The sequence below is a fragment of the Saccharicrinis fermentans DSM 9555 = JCM 21142 genome (assembly GCF_000517085.1).
In the GTDB taxonomy this organism is placed as follows: domain Bacteria; phylum Bacteroidota; class Bacteroidia; order Bacteroidales; family Marinilabiliaceae; genus Saccharicrinis; species Saccharicrinis fermentans.
The window spans coordinates 3,401,609-3,427,683 of record NZ_KI912107.1 but is presented as its reverse complement, the minus strand read 5'-3'; the positions used below and the strand labels follow the sequence as shown (position 1 = coordinate 3,427,683).

General features: G+C 38.5%; 20 protein-coding genes. 5 read left to right on the top strand and 15 right to left on the bottom strand.

The features are described 5' to 3' along the window. Positions 1-36 precede the first annotated feature (36 nt). From CYTFE_RS0113950 to CYTFE_RS0113940, 3 genes are all read right to left on the bottom strand, one after another. Complete coding sequence (locus CYTFE_RS0113950; protein WP_027472288.1) at positions 37-1,698, bottom strand: NAD+ synthase; 1,662 nt, start codon at positions 1,696-1,698, stop codon at positions 37-39. 39 nt (positions 1,699-1,737) lie between these two features. Beyond that, positions 1,738-2,409: a porin family protein gene (locus CYTFE_RS0113945; RefSeq protein ID WP_027472287.1), complete on the bottom strand. Its 672-nt coding sequence runs from the start codon at positions 2,407-2,409 to the stop codon at positions 1,738-1,740. Positions 2,410-2,534: 125 nt separating this feature from the next. After that, positions 2,535-3,500 (bottom strand): bile acid:sodium symporter family protein, encoded by a 966-nt coding sequence (locus CYTFE_RS0113940; RefSeq protein WP_027472286.1) that lies wholly within the window; start codon positions 3,498-3,500, stop codon positions 2,535-2,537. Positions 3,501-3,890: 390 nt separating this feature from the next. Between CYTFE_RS0113940 and gldB the strand changes: the two genes are divergently transcribed. Further along, positions 3,891-4,910, top strand: coding sequence for a gliding motility lipoprotein GldB (gene gldB, locus CYTFE_RS0113935; RefSeq protein WP_027472285.1), 1,020 nt, complete (start codon positions 3,891-3,893; stop codon positions 4,908-4,910). Then, on the top strand, positions 4,907-5,458 hold the full coding sequence (locus CYTFE_RS0113930) for a 5-formyltetrahydrofolate cyclo-ligase (RefSeq protein ID WP_081735997.1): 552 nt from the start codon (positions 4,907-4,909) through the stop codon (positions 5,456-5,458). Before gldB ends, CYTFE_RS0113930 begins: the two co-directional genes overlap by 4 nt. Positions 5,459-5,507: 49 nt before the next feature. On the opposite strand, the gene CYTFE_RS0113925 is transcribed toward CYTFE_RS0113930, so the two are convergent. Further along, a complete protein-coding gene (locus tag CYTFE_RS0113925; protein WP_027472283.1) occupies positions 5,508-5,678 on the bottom strand; it encodes a DUF362 domain-containing protein in 171 nt (56 codons plus the stop codon). A gap of 151 nt (positions 5,679-5,829) precedes the next feature. Next, positions 5,830-7,020: a M20 metallopeptidase family protein gene (locus CYTFE_RS0113920; protein ID WP_027472282.1), complete on the bottom strand. Its 1,191-nt coding sequence runs from the start codon at positions 7,018-7,020 to the stop codon at positions 5,830-5,832. 167 nt (positions 7,021-7,187) lie between these two features. Here CYTFE_RS0113920 and CYTFE_RS0113915 point away from each other — a divergent pair, with 167 nt between their 5' ends. Both CYTFE_RS0113915 and CYTFE_RS0113910 read left to right on the top strand, forming a co-directional pair. Then, a complete protein-coding gene (locus CYTFE_RS0113915) occupies positions 7,188-8,117 on the top strand; it encodes a cation diffusion facilitator family transporter (RefSeq protein WP_027472281.1) in 930 nt (309 codons plus the stop codon). 142 nt (positions 8,118-8,259) lie between these two features. Continuing rightward, on the top strand, positions 8,260-10,245 hold the full coding sequence (locus tag CYTFE_RS0113910; RefSeq protein WP_027472280.1) for a cation:proton antiporter domain-containing protein: 1,986 nt from the start codon (positions 8,260-8,262) through the stop codon (positions 10,243-10,245). A gap of 558 nt (positions 10,246-10,803) precedes the next feature. Here CYTFE_RS0113910 and CYTFE_RS0113905 read toward each other — a convergent pair. The 3 genes from CYTFE_RS0113905 to CYTFE_RS0113895 form a co-directional block, all read right to left on the bottom strand. Beyond that, complete coding sequence (locus tag CYTFE_RS0113905; RefSeq protein ID WP_027472279.1) at positions 10,804-11,901, bottom strand: TlpA disulfide reductase family protein; 1,098 nt, start codon at positions 11,899-11,901, stop codon at positions 10,804-10,806. Positions 11,902-11,948: 47 nt separating this feature from the next. Further along, on the bottom strand, positions 11,949-13,067 hold the full coding sequence (meaB, locus tag CYTFE_RS0113900) for a methylmalonyl Co-A mutase-associated GTPase MeaB (protein ID WP_044214119.1): 1,119 nt from the start codon (positions 13,065-13,067) through the stop codon (positions 11,949-11,951). Positions 13,068-13,202: 135 nt separating this feature from the next. Then, the gene (locus tag CYTFE_RS0113895; RefSeq protein ID WP_044214118.1) at positions 13,203-14,312 is read right to left on the bottom strand and encodes a DUF1573 domain-containing protein; all 1,110 of its coding nucleotides are present in this window, start codon (positions 14,310-14,312) and stop codon (positions 13,203-13,205) included. A 472-nt stretch (positions 14,313-14,784) separates the two neighbouring features. On the opposite strand from CYTFE_RS0113895, the gene lpdA reads away from it, so the two are divergent. Then, entirely contained in the window at positions 14,785-16,176 is a 1,392-nt protein-coding gene (gene lpdA, locus CYTFE_RS0113890) for a dihydrolipoyl dehydrogenase (RefSeq protein ID WP_044214116.1), read from the top strand. A 79-nt stretch (positions 16,177-16,255) separates the two neighbouring features. On the opposite strand, the gene CYTFE_RS0113885 is transcribed toward lpdA, so the two are convergent. The 7 genes from CYTFE_RS0113885 to pdxA all read right to left on the bottom strand — a co-directional run bounded on the left by CYTFE_RS0113885 (position 16,256) and on the right by pdxA (position 25,994). Next, positions 16,256-16,612 (bottom strand): TM2 domain-containing protein, encoded by a 357-nt coding sequence (locus CYTFE_RS0113885; protein ID WP_027472275.1) that lies wholly within the window; start codon positions 16,610-16,612, stop codon positions 16,256-16,258. Further along, positions 16,609-16,839, bottom strand: a complete 231-nt coding sequence (locus CYTFE_RS0113880; protein ID WP_235208330.1) for a DUF2752 domain-containing protein — start codon at positions 16,837-16,839, stop codon at positions 16,609-16,611. Before CYTFE_RS0113880 ends, CYTFE_RS0113885 begins: the two co-directional genes overlap by 4 nt. An 84-nt stretch (positions 16,840-16,923) precedes the next feature. Beyond that, entirely contained in the window at positions 16,924-18,828 is a 1,905-nt protein-coding gene (locus CYTFE_RS0113875) for a sensor histidine kinase (RefSeq protein ID WP_027472273.1), read from the bottom strand. Positions 18,829-18,911: 83 nt separating this feature from the next. Beyond that, positions 18,912-20,564, bottom strand: a complete 1,653-nt coding sequence (locus tag CYTFE_RS0113870; RefSeq protein ID WP_027472272.1) for a nucleoside kinase — start codon at positions 20,562-20,564, stop codon at positions 18,912-18,914. 83 nt (positions 20,565-20,647) lie between these two features. Next, positions 20,648-23,512: an excinuclease ABC subunit UvrA gene (uvrA, locus tag CYTFE_RS0113865; protein ID WP_027472271.1), complete on the bottom strand. Its 2,865-nt coding sequence runs from the start codon at positions 23,510-23,512 to the stop codon at positions 20,648-20,650. A gap of 141 nt (positions 23,513-23,653) precedes the next feature. Further along, positions 23,654-24,709, bottom strand: coding sequence for a lytic transglycosylase domain-containing protein (locus tag CYTFE_RS26550; RefSeq protein WP_081735996.1), 1,056 nt, complete (start codon positions 24,707-24,709; stop codon positions 23,654-23,656). A gap of 181 nt (positions 24,710-24,890) precedes the next feature. Further along, the gene (gene pdxA, locus CYTFE_RS0113855) at positions 24,891-25,994 is read right to left on the bottom strand and encodes a 4-hydroxythreonine-4-phosphate dehydrogenase PdxA (protein ID WP_027472270.1); all 1,104 of its coding nucleotides are present in this window, start codon (positions 25,992-25,994) and stop codon (positions 24,891-24,893) included. Between the last annotated feature and the right edge of the window lie 81 nt (positions 25,995-26,075).

Genomic DNA, 26,075 nt, shown 5'->3' with positions numbered 1-26,075 from the left:
TGTATTTTAACGATTAAAAGGGCTGAACCGTACGTTTTATCGCTGAAGTTGTATGCTTGAAACCAATGGTATTCTTCGTCCTAGACCAAATGCTTTTGATGAAACCCTAATGATAGGTGCCGTTTGAAAACGTTTATATTCATTGATGTTTACCATCCTAACTGCTTTATTAACGATGTTTTGGTCAAAACCTGCAGCAATTATTTTGGCGGGGGACTCGTTTTTTTCAATATAATTGAATAAAACCTGATCCAAGACATCATAGTCAGGTAATGAGTCGCTGTCTTTTTGGTCGGGACGAAGTTCAGCAGAAGGGGGTTTTACAATGGTATTTTCTGGTATGATTTCTTCGTTTCGGTTAATATAACGGGCCAAAGCAAATACATCTGTTTTATATATATCACCCAAAACAGAAAGGCCGCCATTCATATCGCCGTATAAGGTACCGTAGCCTACGGCAGCTTCACTTTTGTTGGAGGTGTTTAACAGGATGTGACCAAATTTATTGGAAAGGGCCATTAAAACAGTTCCGCGTACTCGGGCTTGAATATTTTCTTCTGTTACGTCGGGTTTTAATCCTTCAAATAATGGAGCTAAGGTACTTTCAAAACTGTCTACAATGTCTTTGATGGGCACTATGTTTTGTTCAATACCTAAGTTGTTGGCCAAATCTTCGGCATCTTTGATGGAGTGATCTGATGAATATTTCGAGGGCAAAAGAAGCACTCTTACATTTTCTGCTCCCAAAGCGCGTACGGCAATCACCAAGGTGACGGCCGAGTCGATGCCTCCGGATAGTCCTAATGTAGCTTTCTTGAAACCCATTTTACCAAAGTAGTCCTTTACACCTAGCACGAGGGCATCATGAATCATATTTAGTTTTTCATTGGGGCTGGGTTCAATGATGTTAGCCTGTTCAATGTCTTCCAGTTGACAGTATTGGATATCCTCTTGAAAGGAATTGAGCTGATTTACAATTTTACCTTGACTGTTCACTACCAATGAGCTACCGTCAAATACAAGCTCAGTATTGGCACCAATCTGATTTACATAAATAAAAGGTATCTTGTTTTTGGCAGCTTTGCCTCTGATGATCTGTTGACGAATCTGTCCTTGGTTATAGGAGAACGGAGAGGCAGCTATGTTTACCACAAAGTCGGGATCTAGCTGTTTTAATTCTTTCATGGGAGACTGGGTGTACAGCTTGCTTTTGGCAAATGAATTGGCTACGGGTTGCTCATCCCACAGGTCTTCACAAATGGTAAGGGCTATCTTTTTGTCTTTTACTTTTACCAGACTGAATGTTTTATTGGGTTGAAAGTAGCGGTATTCGTCAAATACATCATAGTTGGGAAGTAATGTTTTGTGATGGATCGATTTTATAACACCCTCATTGAGAACAAAGGCTGAGTTATATAGATTTTTACCTTGGGGTTCCGGGTTGATGCTGGGACCCCCTACAATAGCCGTGATGCTTTTGCATTTTTGGGCAATCAGATTCACCTGTTGTAAGCATTGCTCCACAAACTCTTCTCTTTCTAGTAGATCCAGTGGTGGGTATCCGCAAATGGCCAATTCAGAGAATACAATTAAATCGCAACGGTCATTTTGTGCGTTTTCAATGGCCTCAATAATTTTTGTTGTGTTGGACTCAAAATTTCCAACGTGATAATTCAGTTGAGCAAGTGCTATTTTCATTTATTAGATACTTATGATTGATCCCTCTACAGGGTATGTTTAAAATATGATGCCGAAATTGAACACTAAGCGGTTTAAAGTGGTTTTGTCTTTAATTGTTTCATTGTCGGTAATGTCTGAAAGACCTTGGTTGTATGTTAGGCCGAATTTTAAATAGGCGTCGCCACCTATGGAATATTGTACGCCACCTCCAAAGCGGTATCCAAAATTAATTCGTCTTACTTCGTCATCAAGATTTTTGCCGGAACCATCGTTTGTTTTAATGTTAATCATCCCTGATAAACCAAATATGCCATAGTAGCTGGTGCGTTGAAAGTCGCTTGTCTGTAGCTTTAGGGCAAGGGGTATTTCTAGGTATTTCAATCGGTATTCTAGGGTGCTGTTCGGAGCTAAAGTGCTTTCTTGTCCCCCTATGGTTACCTTTGTTGCTTCATCTCCGCTATATCTTAATTTTCCACCTGTGGTGTTAATGGTTAATCCTGTTGAGAAGGCATAGTTTTTAGCAAAGAATTTATCCATTTCAAACCCAAAATTATAACCCATCAAGTTTCCCTTGCCGTCAACGGCGTTATTGTCGGACTTTAACCAACTGATTTGGGGACTAAGAACAAAGGCAAAGCGGTAGTCAGAATCTCGTCCCGACGAGGATTGAGCCTTTGTGGAGAAGGTGATTAGAACCATCAGTATAAATAGTGTGCTTAATTTCTTCATGGTAGTATGATTATTTGATTAATTACGAATGTTGCAAACTTAATAAATTAATAGCTATTAGCCGATAGTAGCTCATTGGTGTGTGATTGAATAAAATAAGCTGAATATTCTGTTTTATGCGTTTATCATTTTTCTTTTAAACCCAAACGCTGGGCAATAAAACTTATTGTAATCAATTGTAAGGAATGGTATACCATAATAGGTATAATAAAAATTCCTTGTGAAGCCATGTTTTTGAATAGTACATTAGCCATGACTGAACCATGCACCAAAGATTTTTTTGAGCCGCAAAATAAGGCGGTTATCTGGTCTTCTTTTGTGAATTTTAGTTTAAGGGTGATAGCAAATATAATACCATAAATAATGGTGAACAAGCTAATGATTATCACTACTGTAAGAATAAGATGTGCTAGTCTTATGTCATTAAATATTTGGGCGACAAATGATTTACTAAAGCTGTTATATACAATCATTAATATGATGCACTTATCAAATAAGTTGATGTACTTACCGTGTTTTCTGACGGTGTTTCCTAGGTATTTGTTGAGAGCGAGTCCCAGTAATACGGGGCACAGTATTTTTATTATCAGGCTTGTTACACTTGCCAGAAAATCAAAGTCGGCTTCTTGCGTGTGCATAAATAAGCCCATCCAAAGTGGCGTTATAATAATGCCTATTAAACCCGAAATGCTGGCATTGAATATGGCACCCGGAATATTTCCTTTGGCAATAGATACCATTACTACGGAAGATGATACGGTGGATGGAAGGGCTGCCATGAAAAATAAAGCCAGCCAGAGCAAATGTGTTTCTTCTGTTTTGACTAAAGGACGTAAGCAGATAATGAGTAGCGGAAATAAAACAAAAGTTGTTATTTGAACCAAGATATGAAGGCGGAAGTTTGATAGGCCTTTTTTCATGGACTGTGGACTTAGTTTTAATCCGTAAAAGAAGAATATCAGTGAGATTCCAATGGATGTAATCATTTCCAGTTGTATCCAGCTGTTCTCATCTCCAATTCCTGGATAAAAGTAGGCAAGTGCTATCATGCACAGCAGGCCAACAATAAAGCCATCTATTCTTTTTAGCATATTTGTTTTGTTTAGGACAAAAATAATTAAATGTATTAAAGTTGCTGTGATTTAGTGAGGCTATTGTTTGTTCAAATATTTTGAGGGGTGATGACTTTGTATGTAGTCTTTGCAAGAAAACTCCAAATACTGCGTTATTCTCATTTTTGAAACAGTCATTTACAATCAGTAAACTCCTTGGTTTCAAAAATATCGAAAGCCTTGTCTTTGAAGCTTTCTTATCAAAGACAGAAAAATAAGTCGTTTTCTTGCAGCCACTATGTATGCTTGCGTATGGTATACGTGCATCATGTTAGTTTTATGTATTTTGGTGTAAATAGTTTAGAGCATAGGTATTTTGTGTTAAAATTTTTAAGTTTGAAGTCATTAATGTAAAATTATAAAAATCGTATGTCTACTGTTTTTAAAAGGTTTGAGTGGCTGTTTTGTATAGCCTTGAGTATTACTGTTTTTTCTTGTCGTGATAAGAATATGTATCCTGACATAAGTAATGTCACCATTGATTTAAATCTCATTCCAATTTATCAAGATATTCATGGAATGGACACTTTGAAAGTGAAGGAGGAGATTGTTCCAATCATTGATAAATATCCTGATTTTATGAAGGCATTTAGCTATAAAATAGCTAAGCTGGGTAACCCGGAAGCACCGGATTATTCAGATCGTTTGTATAGTTTTGTGACCTATCCTGCCAATAAGGATATTTATGAGAAATCAAAAGAGGTTTTTCCTGATTTTCATGTCTTTAAGCGAGAGTTGGAGACTGGATTTAAATATTATAAACATTATTTCCCTGAGATATCGGTTCCTGATGTGTATTTAATGATATCAGGTTTTAGTCAATCTATCGCAGTTGATTCATCGTGGGTTGGGGTGAGTATTGAAAAATATTTTGGACAGGACTGTAAGTTTTATTCGTGGTTAGGTATACCTAAATATTTACGAAAAGGAATGGTGAAAGAAAAGATGGCCTCTGATGTATTACGTGCCATGGCCCTGACCAACTATCCCGATACTCCAGAGGTGGATGACCTGATTAATAATATGATTTATCGTGGCAAGATAAGATATTTTGTACAACGCATGTTTCCCGATATTCAAGATAGTCTGCTTTTCGATTATTCGAAGGAACAAATACGTTGGTGTCATAGTCATGAGGCAGATATGTGGGCTTCGCTAGTGGAGTGGAAACATCTTTTTAAGGAAGATAGGATGTTGATACAGAAATATACAGGAGATGCGCCTTTTACTTCAAATTTTGGCAATAATTCGGCACCCAGGGCAGGTGAGTTTTTGGGTTATAAGATTGTGGATGCTTACATGAGGAAAAATAAGAACGTGACGCTGAAGGCTTTGATGGAGGAGACCGATGGGCGCAAAATATTGGCTGAATCACATTATCGACCATGAAGTGTGTAGAAGATGAAAAAAGAGCCATTCGGCAACATATAAAAGATCAGAAAATGAAATTGTCGGCAACCTTGCGTTGTCGGCAAGCTCAGCAGGTTTTTGATCAGTTGGAACAACAAGCGTATTTTGCGAAGGCTAGTCATGTGTTGTGTTATTGGTCATTACCAGATGAGTTGCCAACGCATGATTTTGTCAATAAATGGTACCAGCATAAGAAATTCTACCTACCCAAGGTAGTGGGCAAAGATCTGCATTTGCGTCGTTATTCAGGACAGGCGTCTTTGCAAAAAGGTGCCTTTGGTATTGGAGAGCCCACGGGTGATCCTTTGCTTCAACTTGACTTAGTGAACTTGGTGATTGTACCAGGAATTGCTTTCTCTGTTCAGGGGAGTAGGATGGGACGTGGAGGTGGGTACTATGACCGGCTATTGCCTAGACTGAAAAATGCCTATAAGATAGGTGTGTGCTTTGATTTTCAGTTGCTTGATGATGTGCCTTGTGAAAAGCATGATGTAAATATGGATGGTGTGATCACCATTGTGCCATAAAAAAACCCCACTTAACAAAAAGCAGGGTTCAATCTTTTTTATCGGTAAATTATTTGGCTGGATGAATAGCCTCTGTAGGACAAACATCAGCACAGCTACCGCAGTCAGTGCACGATTCAGCATCAATTCTATAGATATCACCCTCAGAAATAGCATCTACTGGGCATTCATCAATGCATGTTCCACATGCAATACAATCTTCGTTAATAACGTAAGCCATTTTCGTAATGTTTTTATTAATATTATAAGAACAAATGTATTTTCTTTTTTTTTATATTAAAACAATATCCTGAGTTTTAGTTTTATTTGAAACGTTTTTAAATAAGATAAATAGATCTAAAATTTCACTGTGGGTACCAATAACTTGTGTTTTATTGGCCTAATATATCCAAAGCAATATAGGCCATTAGTCCAACGGAAGTTTCTAGTGCTGACTCATTTAGGTTGAATCCAGGAGTGTGTAACCCTCCTGTTTTAAAATTGTTCGCTTGCTGAACCCCAAAACGATAAAATGTACAAGGGTAAGCTTGGGTGTAATAACCAAAATCCTCTGCTGTCATTCTGATATCCATCTTATGAACCCGTTCGTTACCGAGAAATTTCTGGGCTGCAGTATAAGCTTTTTCAGTGATTTCGATATGATTCGTAACAACTGGATATCCGTCGTTTATTTTTACTTCGCAAGTTGCACCCATGCTTTGGGCCATCTCAGTTGCTATTTTACGAATTTGGGTTTTTATTTTGGCTCTCCATTCTTCATTCATAGTGCGCAGTGTACCTGCTATTTCAACCTTTTCGGGAATGATATTGGTGGCACCATCCGCTATCACTTTTCCAAAGGATAATACGGTGGGGATATTTGCCGGAACCATGCGCGAAACAATTTGTTGCATCGATACAATAATGTTGGCAGCTATGAGCACATTGTCGTTTAAAATATGTGGCATGGCTGCATGACCGCCTTTTCCTTTGATGGTTAAATATATTTCGTCACCTGAAGCCATGTACATGCCTTCCTTAAACCCAACATGACCGGTCTCCATATCGGGTAGTACGTGTTGGCCAATAATAATTTCAGGTTTGGGATTGTCTAAGGCTCCTTCTTCCATTAGAAGTTTGGCACCACCAGGGAACTTTTCTTCTCCAGGCTGAAAGATGAGTAGGATCGTTCCTTCCCATTGGTCTTTTAACTCGTTTAATATTTTTGCAGTGCCTAATAGGGAGGCCGAATGTGCATCGTGTCCACAGGCGTGCATCACACCTTTGTTGCATGATTTTATAGGATTGTTCTCATCTTCTATTATGGGTAAGGCATCCATGTCGGCTCTTAGGGCAATGACTTTCTTGTTTGGATTTTTTCCTTTGATGGTTCCTATAATGCCTGTTTTTACATAACCTGCCCGATAAGGTATGTGGTATTCGTCGAGTTTGGAGCAGATATACTTGGAAGTGTTGAATTCTTCAAATGAAAGCTCCGGGTTTTTGTGAATATGTCTTCTGATGTCCAAAATTTCAGGATAATATTTTTGGCTTAGCTCTTTAATAATCTGCTTCAAATCCATGATGGTGTCTTAAAAAAATGTATGTTGCAAATATACAATTATGAATTTAAGGAAGGTCACTCCCAGATATGGATAGGGGCATTAAAAAAAATAATTTTAATGATTGTGGTATAATTTGAAGAATATCCTATCGAATTATTTCAAAATCTTTATTTTTACCTAAAAAAATGGAACATCATCATCATGATCATTCTCATGGACATCATCATATAGAACTTAAAGGAAAAAATCTTCTTATTGCCATATTGCTAAATGTGCTGATAACAGTTTCGCAAATAATTGGTGCTATATTTAGTCATTCTCTTTCGTTGATGACTGATGCTTTGCATAACCTGTCTGACGTAATGGCTTTGGTAATTAGCTACGTGGCTCATAAGCTGGCGAAGAGGAAACCGACCAGTAAGCAGTCTTTTGGCTATAAGAGGGCGGAGATTTTGGCAGCTTTTATTAATGCAGCCACTCTTTTGGGTGTCTCTGTTTATTTGATTGTGGAAGCCATGGAGCGACTGTTCACTCTTGGTGCTGTTGAGGTGGGTGGTGAATTAGTGATGTGGCTGGCCGGGCTAAGTATACTCGCAAATGGCTTGAGTGTATTGCTCATTCAAAAGGATGCTAAAAAAAGTATGAATATGAAAGCCGCTTATTTGCATCTCTTTTCGGATATGTTGACTTCAATTGCGGTGCTAGTGGGTGGTTTTTTAATGATACGTTTTGGGTGGTATTGGGTCGATAGCCTGTTGTCTGTTATGATTGCTGTCTATCTGATCATCTCCAGCTGGAACTTGGTAGTGGGGGCTATAAAGGTGTTGATGCAGTTTACGCCGAAGGATATTGATGTTGATAAAATTACGCAGGCTATCTGTGTTTTAAAGCAGGTGAAAAACGTACATCATGTCCATATATGGCAATTAACTGATCATGAAATCCACTTTGAGGCGCATATTGATTGTGAAGAGGATATGTTATTGTCGGAGGTGGATAAAGTGATGACACAGGTGCGTGAATTGATAAGTCATAAGTTTAATATACACCATGCTACGCTTCAGCCGGAGTTTCATGTTTGTGATGATAAATCCCTAATCGCCCGTGAAGAATAGTGTTTGTTTTGGAGGAATGATTTGTTGATGTTGTTAATTTGATGTTGTCTGCTCTGTAATTGCCCCTGAGTGCATGTTATAAAAGAGCAGTATGACTTTATTAAGTGGAAGCGAAAAATAGTTATACCCTAATTTATTGTATATGGAATTTCCAATACTCTCTGATATTGTTGTCATATTCGCATTGTCAACCGTAGTGAATTTAGTGTTCACTAAATTAAAGATACCAACTGTTGTGGGGTATTTGCTTACTGGTATTCTTGCAGGTCCTCATCTGCTTGCTTTGGTGCATGGAGAACATGAAATTGAAGTCTTGGCGGAGATCGGTGTTGTATTATTGCTTTTTACCATTGGCCTGGAGTTTTCTTTAAAGCATCTGCTGAAGATCAGGAAGATTGTATTTTTGGGTGGTCTGTTGCAAGTATTGGTGACAGCTGGGATATTCTATGTAATATCTCAATTTTATGACCTTTCTTGGCAAACAAGTTTATTTATTGGTTTTCTGGTGGCATTGAGTAGCTCTGCTCTTGTGCTCAAGATATTGCAGGAGCGGTCGGAGCTCTCTTCAAATTATGGACGAACAATTCTGGGGGTTCTTATTTTTCAGGATCTATTGTTGGTTCCTCTCTTGTTATTTGCTAATCTGCTCGGAAAAAATGAGGTGCATATTGTGCATGAATTGTTGCTGCTCGGATTAAAAGCTGTTTTTATTATACTACTTGTGTATGTTGGTAATAAATGGCTCTTGCCAAAGTTGTTGCATATAATAGCTATGACGAAGAATCAAGAGTTGTTTATGATGAGTATCTTTTTAATTTGTCTGGCTATTGCTTTGATCACATCGCAGTTGGGCATGTCACTGGCTTTTGGTGCTTTCTTGGCAGGACTCATGATCTCTGAATCGCAATACAGTCATAATGCCTTTTCTAATCTGATACCATTTAAAGATACGTTTACTAGTTTTTTCTTTGTGTCTATTGGTATGTTGTTAGATTTAAGATTTGTGTTGGATAATTATCAATTGGTTATATTTATTGTTGTGTTGGTCATGGGCATAAAAACCGTCGTGGCTGGAGGTGCAGGTTTTATGTTGGGACATACCTTGCGAGGTACTGTTTTGGTGGGATTGGCATTGAGTCAGGTGGGTGAATTTTCATTTATATTGGCTAAAATAGGATTAAACAATGCTATTATTGATGATTATTTTTATCAGTTATTTTTAGCGGTGGCTGTGATCACCATGTCGTTCACCCCTTTTTTAATGAATGTGTCGCGTCCTTTGGCTAATGCGTTGTTAAAGCTTCCTCTGCCTGATTTTCTGATCAATGGATTATTTCCTTTAAAGGAAATTGAGATACCGGATATTAATAATCACCTGGTGATTATTGGTACAGATACGAGTGCCTTAAAATTATCGTTGATGGCCAAGCTAAATAATTTGCATCATGTCTCAGTTATTTTTGATCCTATCCTGGCCAAGGAAAAAATGGATAAAGGTGACTTGGTGGTGTATGGTGATGCGGTCAATGAGCCCATCTTAAAGAAAGCCCATGTGGATACCGCCGAAATTGTTTTGATTTCCGTAGGTCGGTTAATTCCTTCTATGGCGATTATTGAAAAGGTGAGAGGCCTGAATAAAAAGGCATATATTATTGCACGTTCAAAATACATCCAGAATATGGAGCAGCTATATATGCTTGGAGCCGATCAGGTGTTGCCTGAAAAGCTTGAGATTGCCATCGATTTGTTTAATCGAATACTGGTGAAAAAATTATATCCACAAAAAGAGGTGAACCGTATTTTGACACATATTCGAAACTTGAACCTGGGGGAGTTCTCTGAACGTGATATCGTAAATCAACCGAGTATTTTTGATGAACTGATGCATATGAATATCTCTGCCATAAAAATAGAAGTGGACTCTCCTGTTGATGGTAAGTCGCTTTCTGATATTCAATTACGGAGTAAGACGGGCGTAACCCTTTTGGCCATCAAGCGCGGGACTGCTATTATTGAGCATCCGGCTCCTGACACTATTCTTAGGTATAATGATATCGTATATGTGTTGGGTGATCCGGAACAAACTAATTGGGCTTTTGAATTATTTGATAAAGAATTATGTGAATAGGGGGTTGTTCCGTTGGGATGCTGTCAGGATAGTGTTAATGATACTTTTGTATCTAGTAGTAAGTGATTTATGGAAAGCTTCTCGCCAACGCCGGCCCCGGGGCTATTGTTCTGGCCAACCCTGCGGTTCATTAATTGATAGCTTTGTACATTAATAGAAGATATCCTTTAGATGAGAGTTCTTGAATATGGTTATGGATAAATTGTAAAGACTTTCGTTATACTTGAAATTATTATTAAAATAGAATGTCAACACCCTTAATTTCAAATCCTTAGTTTGAGATATGCTTTCCGCTTGAAGATTTCCGATAGGATACGATCTGGAAATAATCTAATATTCCTGCTGATAAAAATAGAGCCGCCGATAGCTCCAATGATAGTTCTTCTTTCACAATTTGTTTTATCCGTTTCTATTTAACAGCTAAATAAATACTAATTTTTCAACAGACTCAACTTTTGTGCGTGATCCGCTATGTGCTTATGTATTATCTTGTCAAGCGAAAAAGGCGCCCCTAAGGACGCCTTTCAAGTAATATCTATGTTTGACAGGTGTGAGTTATTAGTTCAGTAACTCGGACAATTTATGACTAAGAGCTTCTCCTCTTAGATTTTTAGCAATGATCTTTCCTTCTTTGTCAAGTAATAAGGTGAAAGGAATGCTTGTAACACCATAAGTGTTGGCTGTATTGCCTTCTCCGTCGATTACTTGTGTCCATACTAGCCCATCGTCTTTAATGGCTTTTTTCCATGCATCCTGGTCTCTGTCTAATGACACGCTTAATACTTCAAATCCTTTTGCAGCGAACTCGGCATAAGCATTAATAACATTGGGGTTTTCTTCGCGACAAGGCTTGCACCATGAAGCCCAAAAGTCAACCAAAAGATATTTGCCCTTGAACGAAGAAAGAGTTACTTCGTCACCATTAACAGACTGTAGAGTAAAGTCTGGAGCAATGGCGCCTATTTCGGTGGCCATGGCAGCAGCGGCTGCTTTTTCCATTGGTTCCAAGGCTTTTTTCAAATTGGTAACATACTTACTGTCACCTAAATTGGCTTCGAATTCAGCGGTAAGGGCTTTAAATTCTTCCATGTCGAATTCGCTAATAGCCTGCATAGCCATATAGGCACCTACAATGCTGTTGGTGTTGTTTTTGATAAAATCAAGAAAATAGGCTTTTTGTTCTTCCATCAATTCATTTGCCTCATCGCGTAGCGCTTGTTGTGAAGCCTGATCTCCAGCTCCCATCGCTTTTTGATATTCAGAGTTGATTTCTTCTAAACGTGTTTTTCCCGGAACTTTATTGACAAAGCTGGTGTACACATCCGTAATGTCTGAGCCAGAAACAACTGCTTCCTGCATATTGTTGGCATTGGCTTCGATGTTAATGTTGGCATTCTCGCCAAAGAACACAATAGGAGTATTGTTGTTTTCAACAAAAATTAAATATAATTCAGGCTCATCTACAGTTCCTGTAAAGGTAAACTTGCCCTCTACGATATCAGCTGTGTCCAATGATGCAGGCCTTCCGTCCACTATGTTCTTTAAGATCGCTTTCCCTTCGGTAACACCTTCGATAGTACCGTTGATAGTGAAAGTTGTTGGCTGACAAGCAGCGAAAATAATGGCCATCATTGCCACTAAAAAAATGTTTTTCATTCTGATTCTTTTTAAGGGTAAGCTTATTTATACCCGGTTGAAAATACTTATTGGTTTATTTTATTGAAATATTTATTTAGCAACTCTTGGGCTGCCTTAAACGAACTTATCTCGTCGTTTAATACTTTTTGTTTGTACGATTCTGTTAATGTTGCTAATTCAGGATTGTTGTAAAAGTTGGATTTTAAATTTTCGTTGATTGATTCGAACATCCAGTATTGCGACTGTTCATTTCTTCGGTACGAAAAATATCCGTTTTTGTTTGTCTTTTCAACGTATTCTTTTACCATGTCCCATATCTCATTTATCCCTGTTTTTTCAAGAGCCGAACAAGTTTCAACCCTGGGTATCCACCCTGATTGTGTAGGTGGAAAAAGGTGAAGTGCACTGGCGTATTCTGTCTTGGCCAAATTGGCGCGATGAATATTGTTGCCATCTGCTTTGTTGATAACGATGGCATCGGCCATCTCCATGATGCCGCGTTTAATACCTTGTAGTTCGTCACCTGCACCAGCCAGCATGATCAATAAAAAGAAATCAACCATGGAATGTACGGCTGTTTCTGATTGACCTACTCCTACGGTCTCAATAAAAATAGTATCAAATCCAGCTGCCTCACATAGTATTATTGTTTCTCGTGTTTTGCGGGCAACACCACCCAGTGAGCCCGCGGAGGGTGAAGGACGGATGTATGCGTTAGACTGAGAGGAAAGCTCTTCCATGCGTGTTTTGTCACCTAGAATGCTTCCTTTGGATCTTTCGCTGCTGGGATCAATGGCCAGAACGGCCAGCTTTCCGCCTTGTTTTATAATATGCATTCCTAATGCTTCTATAGCTGTACTTTTTCCTGCTCCAGGAACCCCTGTAATACCCAAACGAATGGACTTCCCAGAATAGGGTAGGCATTTTTCTATGACCTGCTGGGCCACCTTATGGTGATCCGGGCGGGCACTTTCCACAAGGGTAACCGCTTGGCTCAATAAGGTAATGTCACCTCTGCGGATGCCTTCGAAGAATTCATCAACGCTGGGTAATTTCCTTTTTTTCTGTAGGAATCGTTGAGCCGCATCTGCGTTAACCGTCTCAACATTCTCTACTCCCTTATTAACGTTTAAGTTACTATAAAGGGCGTCATTTTCAATATGATGATGGTCGTCGTTAATCATTGCTGCAATAAATTTGTTGCGAATTTACATTAAATCCACATTAATTGTCACTTTTTTAAGCAAAAAACGGAACGCCTCATACTGGAAGGTGTTCCGTTTTTATATTCATTTGTAGCCTTTCGTTATCAAATGATATTACTTGGTAACAGTACCTTGTATTCTCAAAAGTGTGCTGCTGGCCAAAGGATCGTTGGTAATTACTGTAATTGATTTATTTTGGCGACCGCTTTTGCCGGCTGAATTAAACTCTGCAGTAATCGCTGTTTTTTCTCCAGGTGCAATAGTTGTTTTTGCTGGCTTAATAGCTGTACACCCGCACGATGCTTTTACCTTACGGATTAATAAATCTGATTTTCCTGTGTTGGTAATATAATAAGTGTGTTTGGCTTTTTCTCCTTGCTTAATCTCACCAAAGTCAAATATTTTATTGTCTACACTTATTTTTGCTGCTTTTGCTTTTTGTTCTTGGCTCCAGCTAGAAAAATCTTCCTGGATATTGGCATTGACACTGATGCGGTTTTTATAATTTGTTTCGCCGTTGATTTTTAAAAATACCTGATCGTATACAAAGCCCCAATCATTTTTGATAGCTGCATTATAAGTTGCGGTAATATTTCCTTTCTCACCGGGTTTAAATGTATTGATATTGCTCCCTGATGAATTGTCCTGATGCTTGGCTACCAAACTAATATGTTTCGGTACTCGGTCAAAATCTAAAGTAATGGTTTGATCGGAGGTGTTGACAAATTCAATGGTTTCACTCTTTTTTTCTTTGGGTTGTATGCGCGTGAAACTAATGTGTGTGGTTTTAAAACGCAAGGGGCCTACCTCTCTTGGGTAAATATCTTCCAGCGTCTTGGGACGAGGTGTTACATTGCCTGTGATTCTTAAAACCGTATTGGGGTTCGCGGTATTGGCTGTTACTGTAATGGTTTTATTAAAGTTTCCAGGACGATTTCGTGGGTCAAAAGTCGCTTTTACAAAGCCTTTGCCTCCTGGTGCAATAGGTTTTCTACTCCATTCGGGAGATGTACAACCACAAGAAGCGCGTACGTTATGTATGACCAATGGAAGACTACCTGTATTGGTAAAACTAAATTCGTGAGATACTTTTCCGTCGGCTTCTTTTACTTCTCCAAAATTATGAAGTGTTTCTTCAAAAGAAAAAGCAGGTTTTGTTTGTTGCGCCCATGTGGCAGAAGTCCATAGTAATGCAAAGGTAAATAATAATATGATCTTTTTCATTTTCAATAATATTTTGAAATGTTATAAGTCAGTTAAAGTATATTTGTTTTTTCGATTTACAAAGCTAATAAAACAAATGCAATGCCCAGACATCAATAGGGCGAATTAACATCATGTTAACTAAAGTAGAGTTGTTATTTAGCGTGTTGTAGTACAGAACGGTTAAACGAGACTATCCGCCAAAAGGTTTCTTATTTTTTCAAGGAGTTAAATCATCTATATAATTCTTTGAAGGATACATTTAAAACTATACCTTAGAATTTAATTTGAAAAGTATTTTTATTGAATCAGGATGATCTGCACGAGAAATAACAATGATAGGTTTAACAAATCAGTCATGTGTTCAACTTTTTTGTGTAAGCTTTGTTAATTTATCGTTGCCGTCAATCAATATATAATATGATTGCCTGACTTTGGTAGTTAATGAATGTGTGAATTGATGACGTTTTAAAGAATCATATACTTAAGTAATATGCAATACGATTTAGTAGTTATTGGAAGTGGCCCGGGGGGCTATGTAGGAGCTATCCGTGCTTCACAATTAGGCTTAAAAGTAGCCATAGTAGAAAGAGCCGAATTGGGCGGGATTTGTTTAAACTGGGGATGTATCCCAACCAAATCACTGCTTAAGAGCGCCTCTGTTTTTGAATATATTCAGCATGCCGAAGATTATGGTATCAAGATTGAAGGAGAATCGAAGGCCGACTTTGAGGCGATGGTTGCCAGGAGTAGAGGCGTAGCTGATGGCATGAGCAAAGGAGTTCAGTTTTTGCTTAAAAAGAACAAGGTGGATGTCATCAATGGCTTTGGTAAACTGAAAGACAATAAAACAGTAGAAGTTAAAAAGGAGGACGGAAGTGTCATTGAGGTTGCTGCCAAACATATTTTATTGGCAACAGGAGCAAGAAGTCGTGAGTTGCCTAATCTTCCGCAGGATGGCGTTAAAGTGATTGGTTATAGAAAGGCGCTGACGCTGGAAAAGAAACCTGAATCTATGATTGTAGTGGGCTCGGGCGCTATTGGAAGCGAATTTGCTTATTTTTATAATTCCATTGGAACGAAGGTTACTTTAGTGGAGTACTTGCCCAATATTGTTCCTTTGGAGGATGAAGAAGTATCTAAACAATTGGCCCGCTCTTTTAAGAAAGCCAAGATTAATGTGATGGTTTCTTCGGAGGTACTTAGCGTAGATACCAGTGGAGATAAAGTGAAAGCCCTTATAAAAACCAAAAAGGGTGAGGAAACCCACGAAGCGGATGTAATTTTATCAGCGGTAGGTATTGCACCTAATATTGAAGGAATTGGATTGGAAGAAGTTGGCGTGGTAGTAGAGAATGGTAAGATTAAGGTGGATGCGTATTACAAAACATCGGTGGATGGGGTATATGCGATTGGTGATATCGTGCCTGGACAAGCCTTGGCTCATGTGGCCTCTGCTGAAGCTATTACCTGTGTCGAAAAGATTGCTGGACATACGCCTGAGCCTATTAATTATAGTAATATACCAGGATGTACCTATACTTCACCTGAAGTAGCTTCTGTTGGTTTGAGTGAAAAAGCAGCCAAAGAGGCGGGTTATGAACTTAAAGTGGGTAAATTTCCTTTTTCAGCTTCTGGTAAAGCAAGTGCTGCCGGACATAAGGATGGCTTTGTCAAGCTTATTTTTGATGCTAAATATGGTGAGTTATTGGGAGCACACCTGGTAGGTGCCAATGTGACTGAGATGATCGCCGAACTGGTAGTGGCCAAAAGGTTGGAGACAACAGGTCCTGAGTTGATTAAGTCAGTGCACCCTCACCCTACCATGTCTGAAGCTATTATGGAAGCAGCGGCTGCTGCGTATGATGAGGTGATTCATATTTAGTAAATTTTATTCTGATAATAGATAGATGCGGCTGTCTCATAGGTATTGTGACAGCCGTTATTTTTTTTACAATGTGATGTTATTTTTGGGACATAGACATATAGGCCTTCACCTCAAAGGCCATCTTTTGGTTGTATTCAAATGCCAATGACTTGTAATTTACAAGATCTACGATTGTTCCAATTAAACAAAGACCGCCTGTTAAAAAATACAGTACGCCCATTCCCACTTGGTTAATAATAAAGCGGTGTATTCCGGCTACGCCAAATATACCTACCAAAGCGAGTATTAATATCATTTGAGGATCTTTGCGTCTGCTTCGATAAAGCATGGCAAAGTTTTTTACTTCTTCATCGCTGTAATCTTGGATAATACCATCTATAAATGATGCTTCTTCTAATTCTAAATCTGGGAAAAAATTAATGATTCTGTTCATGTATTTGCATTTTTATGGTTGTTCTTAAATATTTGAAATATTCTGTATGTTAAAATGATAAGTGCGAATATGCCTAAGGGATGACTATGGAATGAATTGGCAATTTCGCCCCTGAATAAAAAGCCCAATGAATGTCCTAATCCGCATCCGGGACAAAAGTCCAACCCGCTGTTTTTAATTAAACACAGAGAATAATGTGCATGTGCATGGGGGTCTGAAATGCTCATCAGTAATAATCCCACAATCCAAATGAAAGCTTCCAGATTTTTTTTTAAATATATAATAATTTTAGATAGACTCATGCTGTATTGTTAAATAGAGGGAATATTGTTAGGGACTACAAATGAAAAGGTAGATCCAGTTCCTTGTTTGCTTTCAAACCAGATTTCACCACCCATTAGCTTTATGATTGATTTTGAGATGTTAAGGCCAAGACCGACACCGCCATGATGTCCCATGTATACCTGATCGAGTCGTCTAAATCTTTCAAATACAAATGTTTTGAGTTCCTGAGGTATGCCTATTCCATAATCTCTTACCGAAAACATACAGTATTGATCGTCGTTGAGTTGGTAATGCTGCAGTTTAATTTTCGATAAAACTTCTTCTCGGGTATAAAAATGATAGCTCAAGGTGATTGTGCCTGAATAGGAATATTTAATGGAGTTGTTGATTAAGTTCTGAAGGATCTGATTTAGTCGAAAAGTATCTGTATATAGAATCTTAGGCCCTCCTTGGGGAGTTTTTAACCTGAGTTTGAGCTTGGTTTTACCATAGCGTTCAAGTTGAACGGTATTTCGTTTGATGAGCTCATCTGTAAATGTAGGTAAAAAAACTTCACTATTGTTCAGCTTTACTTCATTGGAGTCTATCAATGATAAATCCAGTACATCATTTACCAAACGTTCTAATATATAGGAGCTATCGTGTATGTGTTTTATATATTCATTTAGGTTAGCACTTTTGTTCTCTGCTTTTAAGATATCAGAGAATCCGATAATTGCATTGAGCGGCGTTCTGATTTCGTGTGAGATGTTGGCTATAAAGGATGTTTTTACCGCTTCTGATTGTAGTGCATTATCTCTGGCCTCTTCAATTTTTTTGCGGTAGCGTTTTTGGTTTTTGTTATTGATTATCATTGTGATGATGATGGCGACACATGCTGCTATGAACGAAAAGTTAATATAGGCTATCTGCTTGAATTTGCTAAATATTGATTCTGGTTTATTTACAATGATGGCATCTCTTGGTAGTAATTTATGATCAATATGAAAGCGTTTTAGTTCCTGGTAATTATACAAAAGTTTTCCTTTGGGGTAAATGAAACGAGGCTTAAGCTCTTGACCATGAAGTAATTTTATTACCATGTGTGCGGCCGTACGGCCGTGAAATTCACCAATATTCTCTTCGCCGCCAACGATATTGTTGATTCCGTCACGGATGTGGGCCCCTGAAAAAATGGGAACGTCCAAAGGTTTGTTCATCTTAGTGAGGATGTCGTTATATGGCCAGTGGGCTGCCGATTTGCTAAATGTTCTGTTGAATAGATATACCATATCCTTGGAGCCAAGGGATTTAAGAATGTTAACCATTGAGTCTTGGTTGCTACTCATAATAATATGGTATTCAGGTACTCCAAATTCTTGTGCGTATTTGGCTACAATGGATTGATTTAAGGAATCGGTATGGGAAGTGTTTGAAAATACATATACATTTTTTCTGTCAGGAAAGAGACGGTGCATACTGTAAAATACATGTTCCCAGCCTCTTCCTTCCACTATTCCGTATGCCTCTATATCGTTAAGGTGATAGTCGTCAATATTGTTGATGCCGGCAAAGATTAGAGGCTTGTGTTTGAATATGATGGAATCTTTGTGGTATAGGAAAAAATCAAGGGCATTATTGTCCGCGGTCACCACAGCATCAAAATCAATACCCATATATTTGGTCTTGAGGTACTGATAAAAATAATCATAGTGAGAATGAAATTGGATTCGTTTGGTGTCCATAAATTCTGTGTAATAGGCTATGTCCCCACTCTTGTCCAACTCAGTTTTTAGGCCTAGCGTAAATTCATCGGTCCACAGCAAACCAATGCTATAGGAATTGATATAAAGAATTTTTTTGTTTTCAGTAAAAGCCTGGCTCAGCAACCCTTGCACTAAATAAATTAGTAACGATATAATTATATGTAGTTTAAAGGTTGCTTTTTTCACATTCTAATTTTGATAGAAGTTAGTGAAAAAAAAGATGCCAGTAAAATTTTATTTTATGAGAATCATCTATTATTTCTGAAAGTTTAGTAATCAAAGCTGCTGCCTCCTAAAAATTCTCTTAAAATAGAGGTGGGAGGAATGCTATGGGATTGTATACTATCGAAATAGCTGAAGAAATAGAGTAGTCTGCTGGCTTCTGCATATTCTGGTTTATTGTGAGGAACTTCCAGTAACATCGGTTCTACCAAGGGCTTTAAAACAGCCAGTTCATATAAAAGGGCTGTATTAAACATAACGTCCGCTTCTTCTTGGTAAGGGAAAATGTGCTTGTCTTCACCTCTTCTAACGCTTTGCCAACGCGAAAGCGTATCTACGGCAGAATAGTTTCGGTATTTGTAATCCCGAACAATTCTTCTGATGAGGCGGTTGTCTGTGGTGGGTATTCTGTTATGGCTGTCTATGTTGATGGAGGTGAGTGCCGAAACATAAATTTTAAATTTAAAGGAATCGGGAATATTGTGTGTTAGCTCTGGGGTAAGACCGTGAATGCCTTCAATCACTAAAATGTCGTTCTTCTTTAATCTGATTTTGGTGTTGTCGTAATAGCGCTTGCCTGTTTCAAAGGAAAACTTAGGTAAGTCAACTTTTTCACCTTTGAGGAGTAGACTAAGGTCTTGGTTGAATTGATCTATATCTAAAGCTTCTAGGGCTTCAAAGTCGTAATCGCCATTCTCGTCTAGTGGTGTTTTTTCACGGTCAACAAAATAATTGTCTAAAGATAGGGTGTGTGGTCTTAGTCCATTGACCATTAGTTGTATGGCTAGACGTTTGCTGAAAGTGGTTTTTCCACTGGATGAGGGACCGCTGATCAGAATAATTCTAACATGGTCTTTTCGCTCGGCTATATGGCCTATCTTTTTCTCATGGAATGCTTCTGATACTTTTATGAGACGCTGGGCTTTGTTGTTCTTTTGTAGTGTATTTAAGTCGTGTATGTTGGTTACTTTGAGTACTTTGCTCCAATGGCTATATTCCTGAAATATTTCAAACATTTTGTTTTGGATCACCATGCGCTCCACTTCTTCTGGTTCAAAACGACGAGGTATTTGTAATAGGATGCCGTCATAGTATTTATTGACATCGAATACTTTTAGGTATGCCGTTGAAGGAACTAAATAGCCATAAAATGAAGCAATGGTGTCTTTTAATTGATAATAAGAAGAGTAATGATGGCCTCTGCTTTCCAATAATCCTATTTTGTCTTCAAAGCCTTGTTCCTTAAAAAGTTCTATTACTTTTTCTGTTTCTTTTTGGTAATACTCAAAGGGAATATCTTGTTGAACCAGATTACGCATGTATTCGGATAATTTGCTTATTTCGTCAAAGCTTACTTCGTGTGGACCATCGAGTTTACAATAAACGCCTCTTGAAACGGAATGTTCTACGCTTAGCTTTGTGCCGGGAAGAACATTTTCAACGGCATAGTATAACAGAAAAGAAAGACTTCGGATGTACATACGCATCCCGTCAGGATTTGTGATGTCAATAAACTCAACTGTTTTTGGGTGAAATACTTCGTAGGACAACTGCTCTAGACTGTTGTTGACCATAGCGCCTATTATTTCGCTTCGGAGCTTTATGTGATGGTCGTCTGCAATTTGTTTTAATGTGACACCCCGGTTGTAAGTCTTGTATGTATTGTTGTTGACACATTTAATTTCAATTTGCTGGCTCATATAGGTGATTTTTGATTGTTTATTGATGAAACATTAAAAGTAATAAATACACATAGATGCATCAAGTTTTTTAAGTCGAACCTTTATGGTAGTTCAAGTCTTAGATATTGGGCAGTAAAGCTATCTTTGTTTTTGATGATTGTTTCGGGTGTCCCCTCGCAAAGGATTTCTCCTCCAAAACGACCTCCTTCTTTCCCGATATCGATAATGTAATCAGCTACTTTTATCACATCCAGATTGTGCTCAATGACAATAACAGTGTTTCCTTTATCTACTAATTTGTTAAGCACATCCAATAATACTCTGATATCTTCAAAGTGTAATCCGGTAGTTGGTTCATCCAGTATATAAATGGTTTTTCCTGTGTCTTTTTTAGCTAGTTCTGAGGCAAGTTTGACTCGTTGTGATTCTCCACCGGATAGTGTAGTGGAGGGTTGTCCAAGTGTGATATAGCCAAGTCCAACTTCTTTGATTACCCGCAGTTTATGTGCGATTTGAGGAATGTTTTCGAAGAAATCAACGGCTTGGTTAATTGTCATATCCAGTACATCGCTGATTGATTTGCCTTTGTATCTTATCTCCAGTGTTTCTCGGTTGTAACGTTTGCCATGGCATTCCGGGCACTCTACCATTACATCGGGAAGGAAGTTCATCTCAATTACTTGTACTCCTCCGCCTTTGCAGGTTTCACATCTTCCTCCTACCATGTTAAAGGAAAAGCGTCCGGGTTTGTAATTTCTTATTTTTGATTCGGGTAGGTTGGTGAAAAGCTTTCTAATTTCATCAAAAACTTTTGTGTAGGTGGCAGGATTAGAACGTGGCGTCCTTCCTAAGGGCGACTGATCCACATCTACTACCTTGTCTACAGATTGTAAACCATCTATTTTTTTATAAGGTAGAGGGTCTTTTACTGAATGGTACACATGTTGGTTTAGAATGGGGTATAATGTTTCGTTGATCAGTGTTGATTTTCCGCTCCCTGAAACACCGGTGACACATATAAACGTGCCCAGCGGAAAGGTGGCGGTTACATTTTTTAGGTTGTTGCCGCTGGCGTTGTGAAGAACTAATTTGTTGCCGTTTCCTTTTCTCCTTTTTTTAGGTATCTCAATGGATTTTTTGTTGTTTAAATAATCGGCCGTAAGCGTATTTTGTTGGGCTACTTGTAAGGGGGTGCCATGCGCAACAATCTCACCTCCATGTCTTCCTGCGTAAGGACCCATGTCAATGAGGTAGTCTGCTTGCATCATCATATCTTTATCGTGTTCTACCACCAAGATACTGTTGCCGGTATCTCGTAATTGATGCAACGATTGGATTAACTTGTGGTTGTCGCGCTGGTGCAGACCTATGCTGGGCTCATCTAAGATATAAAGTACGTTGACCAGTTGTGAGCCTATTTGTGTTGCTAGTCTGATTCGTTGGCTCTCGCCACCTGATAGGGTCATGGCACTTCTGTCTAAAGCGAGGTAACCCAGTCCTACATTGAGTAGAAAGCCAAGCCGGCTTCTTATTTCTTTTAATATCTCAGCCCCAATGGCTTTTTGTTTTTTGCTAAGGTGCGTTTCTATATCTTGAAACCACTGTGATAAAAGGCTTAAATCCATTTTGGACAGGTCGGCAATGTTTTTGTCATTGAGTTTAAAATGCAAAGCCTCTTTGTTTAGCCTTTGTCCTTTACAAGTAGGGCAGACTGCGTTGGTAACAAATTGCCCGGCCCATTTTTTTGCTTTTTTACTGGTGTCGTTGCTTTGTTGCTGCAGTATGTATTTAATGACGCCATCAAAGCTAATAAAGTAGTTAGACCCCGTTCCGAGCGGCGTGTTTTTTAAAGTGATTGGTTCGGTTGAACCGTTCAATATAGTGTCTAAAGCTTCTTCGGGTATATTTTTGATGGGTGTTTTTAGTGTAAACCCATACTTTTCGGCCAGCGCTTGTATCTGCCAAAAAATAAGAGTGTTTTTATATTTTCCCAGTGGAGCAATTCCACCCGCATGAATACTTATTTTGTTATCAGGTATTACCTTTTCAAGGTCAACCATATTGATGGTTCCAAGTCCTTTACATTTGTTGCATGAGCCCTGTGGGGAGTTAAATGAAAAGGAATGGGGCGCGGGTTCGTTGTATGAAATGCCCGTAGTAGGACACATTAGTTTTTGCGAATAAAATTTGGCGTCATTGGTGTCAACATCCAGAATCATCATAATGCCTTTGCCATTTTTCATGGCCAGATGAAGTGAGTCTGATAGTCTCTTTTCTTCCTTCTCAGAAACTTTGATGCGGTCGATGACCATTTCTATTTGATGGTTTTTATATCTATCTAGTTTGTATCCATGTTCCAACTCTACTATTTCGCCATCTACCCTTGCGTATAGGTATCCTTTTTTTCGAATCTGTTCAAATAGTTCTTTGTAATGTCCTTTTCTGTTTTTTACCAGAGGTGCAAGTACCATTACCTTTTTATCATTGAAGTTCTCTTTGATAAGGGTAAGTATTTGTTCTGTGGTGTATTTTATCATTTTTTCGCCCGTATTATACGAATATGCATCAGCAGCACGAGCGAATAAAAGCCTTAGAAAATCGTATATTTCCGTGATGGTTCCAACGGTTGAACGAGGATTCTTGTTTGTGGTTTTCTGTTCAATGGAGATTACCGGACTTAGTCCTGTGATCTTGTCCACATCCGGACGTTCCATGTTGCCTAAAAATTGTCTGGCATAAGCGGAAAAGGTCTCTATGTATCTTCGTTGACCTTCTGCATATATGGTGTCAAAAGCCAGTGAAGACTTACCACTCCCGCTCAGGCCGGTGACCACAACCAGTTTATTTCGGGGGAAGCTGATGTCAATGTCTTGTAAGTTGTGCACTCTGGCTCCCATTACGGAGATTGATCCATTCTCCACGATATCCTCCTCTGTGCGTTCTATTTTATCTTCTTTTGTACCCATGTCTTGCAAAAAATTACAGCCAACAAATATACTAACAAATCACTTTTGTTTTGGGCAAAAAGGTCTTTATATCTGTGGTTTGCTTTTATAAAAAAGCCCTGATGGTTATATACAGGGCTTTGGAGTGTTTATAAGCTGTAGTTAGTTTTTATTTTGAATGCTCATTCCTTGGGTTTTGATGGATATCTGACTCTCATCGATGATAGGGGTAGGGATAGACTCAGGACGGATGGGTTTTGACGGAATTTTTTGTGTGTTAAGTGCACTTACTGGTAAGTCAATTTTATATGTCTTCTTCCTACTGTTGGTTAATTTATTGTCTCTTAACCAGGGATTTAAATCCTTTAGCTCTTTGTAAGAGATATCATATTTCTTTGCAAAGCTTGCTATATTGTGAATAGAGCTGTCAACGCTTACTGCTCCAGTTTTTAAATGAGCATACAAGTCTTCTTCGTCCACATAGAAACCGTACTTATCAGGAGTCGAAAGGATTTCTTTTAAGGCAATGATGCGATAAACATACCTGCCGGTTTCTTCTCCAAGTAATAAATTGTAATAATCAGATGCTTGTTGACGATCTAATTGTCTGCTAATACCTGCTTTGCCTGCATTATAAGATGCGGCTACCAAGGTCCAGTTCTGGTATTTGGCGTACGATTTATTAAAATATTTGCATGCAGCGATGGTTGCCTTTTCTAAATGGTAGCGTTCATCTACTTCGCTGTTTACTTCTAAACCATATTCTATAGCTGTGGATTTCATAAATTGCCAAATGCCCGCTGCCCCTGCTGGAGAAATAGAACGAGGCATCAACCCGCTTTCAATTACAGCCAGGTATTTAAAGTCATCAGGAATGCCCTGCTCTTTAAGGATGGGTTCAATAATAGGGAAATAGCGGTTACAACGCTTGATAAATAAAACAGTTTGCGATTGCCAATAGGTGTTTACTAGTAATTCTCTGTCCAGACTTTCCCGAACCCAATGTTTTTCAATGGGCACCTTTTCGTTTGCAAAATGAATACTATCTGGTATTTTTAAACTGAAAATAGAATAATTGTTTTTAAATGTAGGTGTATTATCAATTGTAGGTGTTGGTGTTGATGAAAAAGTAAATAATTGTGTGGTTATGTAAAGTGCAATAATGCAGGTAGATAATGATAATACCTTAATGTACCCCGATGTTTTTTGGCGTTTCATAGTTTGTCCCCTCTTTTCTTTCTGTTGTTGAATACGTATTTATTGAAATATTAGAAACTTTTGTAGATGTCTAATATTAACAATACGTTGAAATTCTAATTTTGTTTTGTGGATTTTTGAAAGGTGGTGTATTTTCGGCAGGCTGTTGAGTGTTAAAACGGCCTGCCGAAGGTATTCAATTTTAAAGTTGCTCTTTCTCTTCTTCTTTGGGAAGTCTGTCATCTAATTTGTCATCCATTTTACTGATGTCATAGGACTTAAGTGGATCTTTAGATATTTCCTTATTGGATTTTCGGTTTCTGAAAATGTCAATGGCATAATATACTGCTTGTCTGAACGACTCTTCGTCGGCAGTGCCTTGTCCGGCAATTTCAAAGGCCGTTCCATGGTCGGGCGAGGTTCTTACAATAGGTAGGCCTGCTGTAAAATTAACACCCGAAGAGAACGATATGGTTTTAAACGGTATTAAACCTTGATCGTGGTACATGGCCAGTATTGCATCAAATTTGGATAGGTTATTGGATCCGAATAATCCGTCGGCAGGGTATGGTCCGAGTGCCATAATACCTTTATTTTTAGCTTCTTCGATGGCAGGGATGATGATGTCCTGTTCCTCTTTTCCTATTAAGCCTTTGTCTCCGGCATGCGGGTTTAGTCCCAGTACTGCTATTCTAGGTTTTCGGATGGTAAAGTCCTCGCGTAAAGATTTATTCAGAACCTTGAGTTTGTTTACTATTTTTTCCTTTGTAATGCTTCGTGATACATCGTTTAGTGGGATGTGGCCTGTCACCACACCTACCTTTAATACATCGCTGACTAATAACATCAATGAATTGCCGTCACCAAACTCCGCTTCCAGGTATTCTGTATGTCCGGGGAAATTAAAATCCTCTGATTGTATGGTTTTTTTATGAATGGGAGCGGTCACCAATACATCAATTTTGTTTTCTTTGAGATCGGAGACTGCTTTACTCAGGGCTGAGAATGCCGCTTCTCCCCCCATTTTTGTTGCTTTACCTAATTCTACTCTTACACTGTCGTCAACACAGTTGATAATGTTGGCGCGCTTGGGGTGCGCTTCGTCTGCTGTTTTGATGTTGTTCAGACTAAAGTTAGATATATTTAAAGTCTTGCGATGGTATGCAGCTACCTTTGACGAACCATAAACAATAGGGGTGCACATATCAAACATTCTGATATCACTTAATGCCTTGAATATTATTTCGTAACCAATTCCGTTTATGTCGCCATGGGTTATTCCCAGTCTTATTTTATCTGTTCTCATGTGTTCTTTTTTTCTTCCAGTAGTGAATCTTCTTCACGTCATATTTTTCGTTCCCAAGTATGAGATGGGGTTTAAATATCG

Coding starts and splice junctions, on each gene's coding strand:
- CYTFE_RS0113950 (WP_027472288.1), bottom strand. CDS start 1,698: ATGAAAATAGCACTTGCTCAACTGAATTATCACGTTGGAAATTTTGAG.
- CYTFE_RS0113945 (WP_027472287.1), bottom strand. CDS start 2,409: ATGAAGAAATTAAGCACACTATTTATACTGATGGTTCTAATCACCTTC.
- CYTFE_RS0113940 (WP_027472286.1), bottom strand. CDS start 3,500: ATGCTAAAAAGAATAGATGGCTTTATTGTTGGCCTGCTGTGCATGATA.
- gldB (WP_027472285.1), top strand. CDS start 3,891: ATGTCTACTGTTTTTAAAAGGTTTGAGTGGCTGTTTTGTATAGCCTTG.
- CYTFE_RS0113930 (WP_081735997.1), top strand. CDS start 4,907: ATGAAGTGTGTAGAAGATGAAAAAAGAGCCATTCGGCAACATATAAAA.
- CYTFE_RS0113925 (WP_027472283.1), bottom strand. CDS start 5,678: ATGGCTTACGTTATTAACGAAGATTGTATTGCATGTGGAACATGCATT.
- CYTFE_RS0113920 (WP_027472282.1), bottom strand. CDS start 7,020: ATGGATTTGAAGCAGATTATTAAAGAGCTAAGCCAAAAATATTATCCT.
- CYTFE_RS0113915 (WP_027472281.1), top strand. CDS start 7,188: ATGGAACATCATCATCATGATCATTCTCATGGACATCATCATATAGAA.
- CYTFE_RS0113910 (WP_027472280.1), top strand. CDS start 8,260: ATGGAATTTCCAATACTCTCTGATATTGTTGTCATATTCGCATTGTCA.
- CYTFE_RS0113905 (WP_027472279.1), bottom strand. CDS start 11,901: ATGAAAAACATTTTTTTAGTGGCAATGATGGCCATTATTTTCGCTGCT.
- meaB (WP_044214119.1), bottom strand. CDS start 13,067: ATGATTAACGACGACCATCATCATATTGAAAATGACGCCCTTTATAGT.
- CYTFE_RS0113895 (WP_044214118.1), bottom strand. CDS start 14,312: ATGAAAAAGATCATATTATTATTTACCTTTGCATTACTATGGACTTCT.
- lpdA (WP_044214116.1), top strand. CDS start 14,785: ATGCAATACGATTTAGTAGTTATTGGAAGTGGCCCGGGGGGCTATGTA.
- CYTFE_RS0113885 (WP_027472275.1), bottom strand. CDS start 16,612: ATGAACAGAATCATTAATTTTTTCCCAGATTTAGAATTAGAAGAAGCA.
- CYTFE_RS0113880 (WP_235208330.1), bottom strand. CDS start 16,839: ATGAGCATTTCAGACCCCCATGCACATGCACATTATTCTCTGTGTTTA.
- CYTFE_RS0113870 (WP_027472272.1), bottom strand. CDS start 20,564: ATGAGCCAGCAAATTGAAATTAAATGTGTCAACAACAATACATACAAG.
- uvrA (WP_027472271.1), bottom strand. CDS start 23,512: ATGGGTACAAAAGAAGATAAAATAGAACGCACAGAGGAGGATATCGTG.
- CYTFE_RS26550 (WP_081735996.1), bottom strand. CDS start 24,709: ATGAAACGCCAAAAAACATCGGGGTACATTAAGGTATTATCATTATCT.
- pdxA (WP_027472270.1), bottom strand. CDS start 25,994: ATGAGAACAGATAAAATAAGACTGGGAATAACCCATGGCGACATAAAC.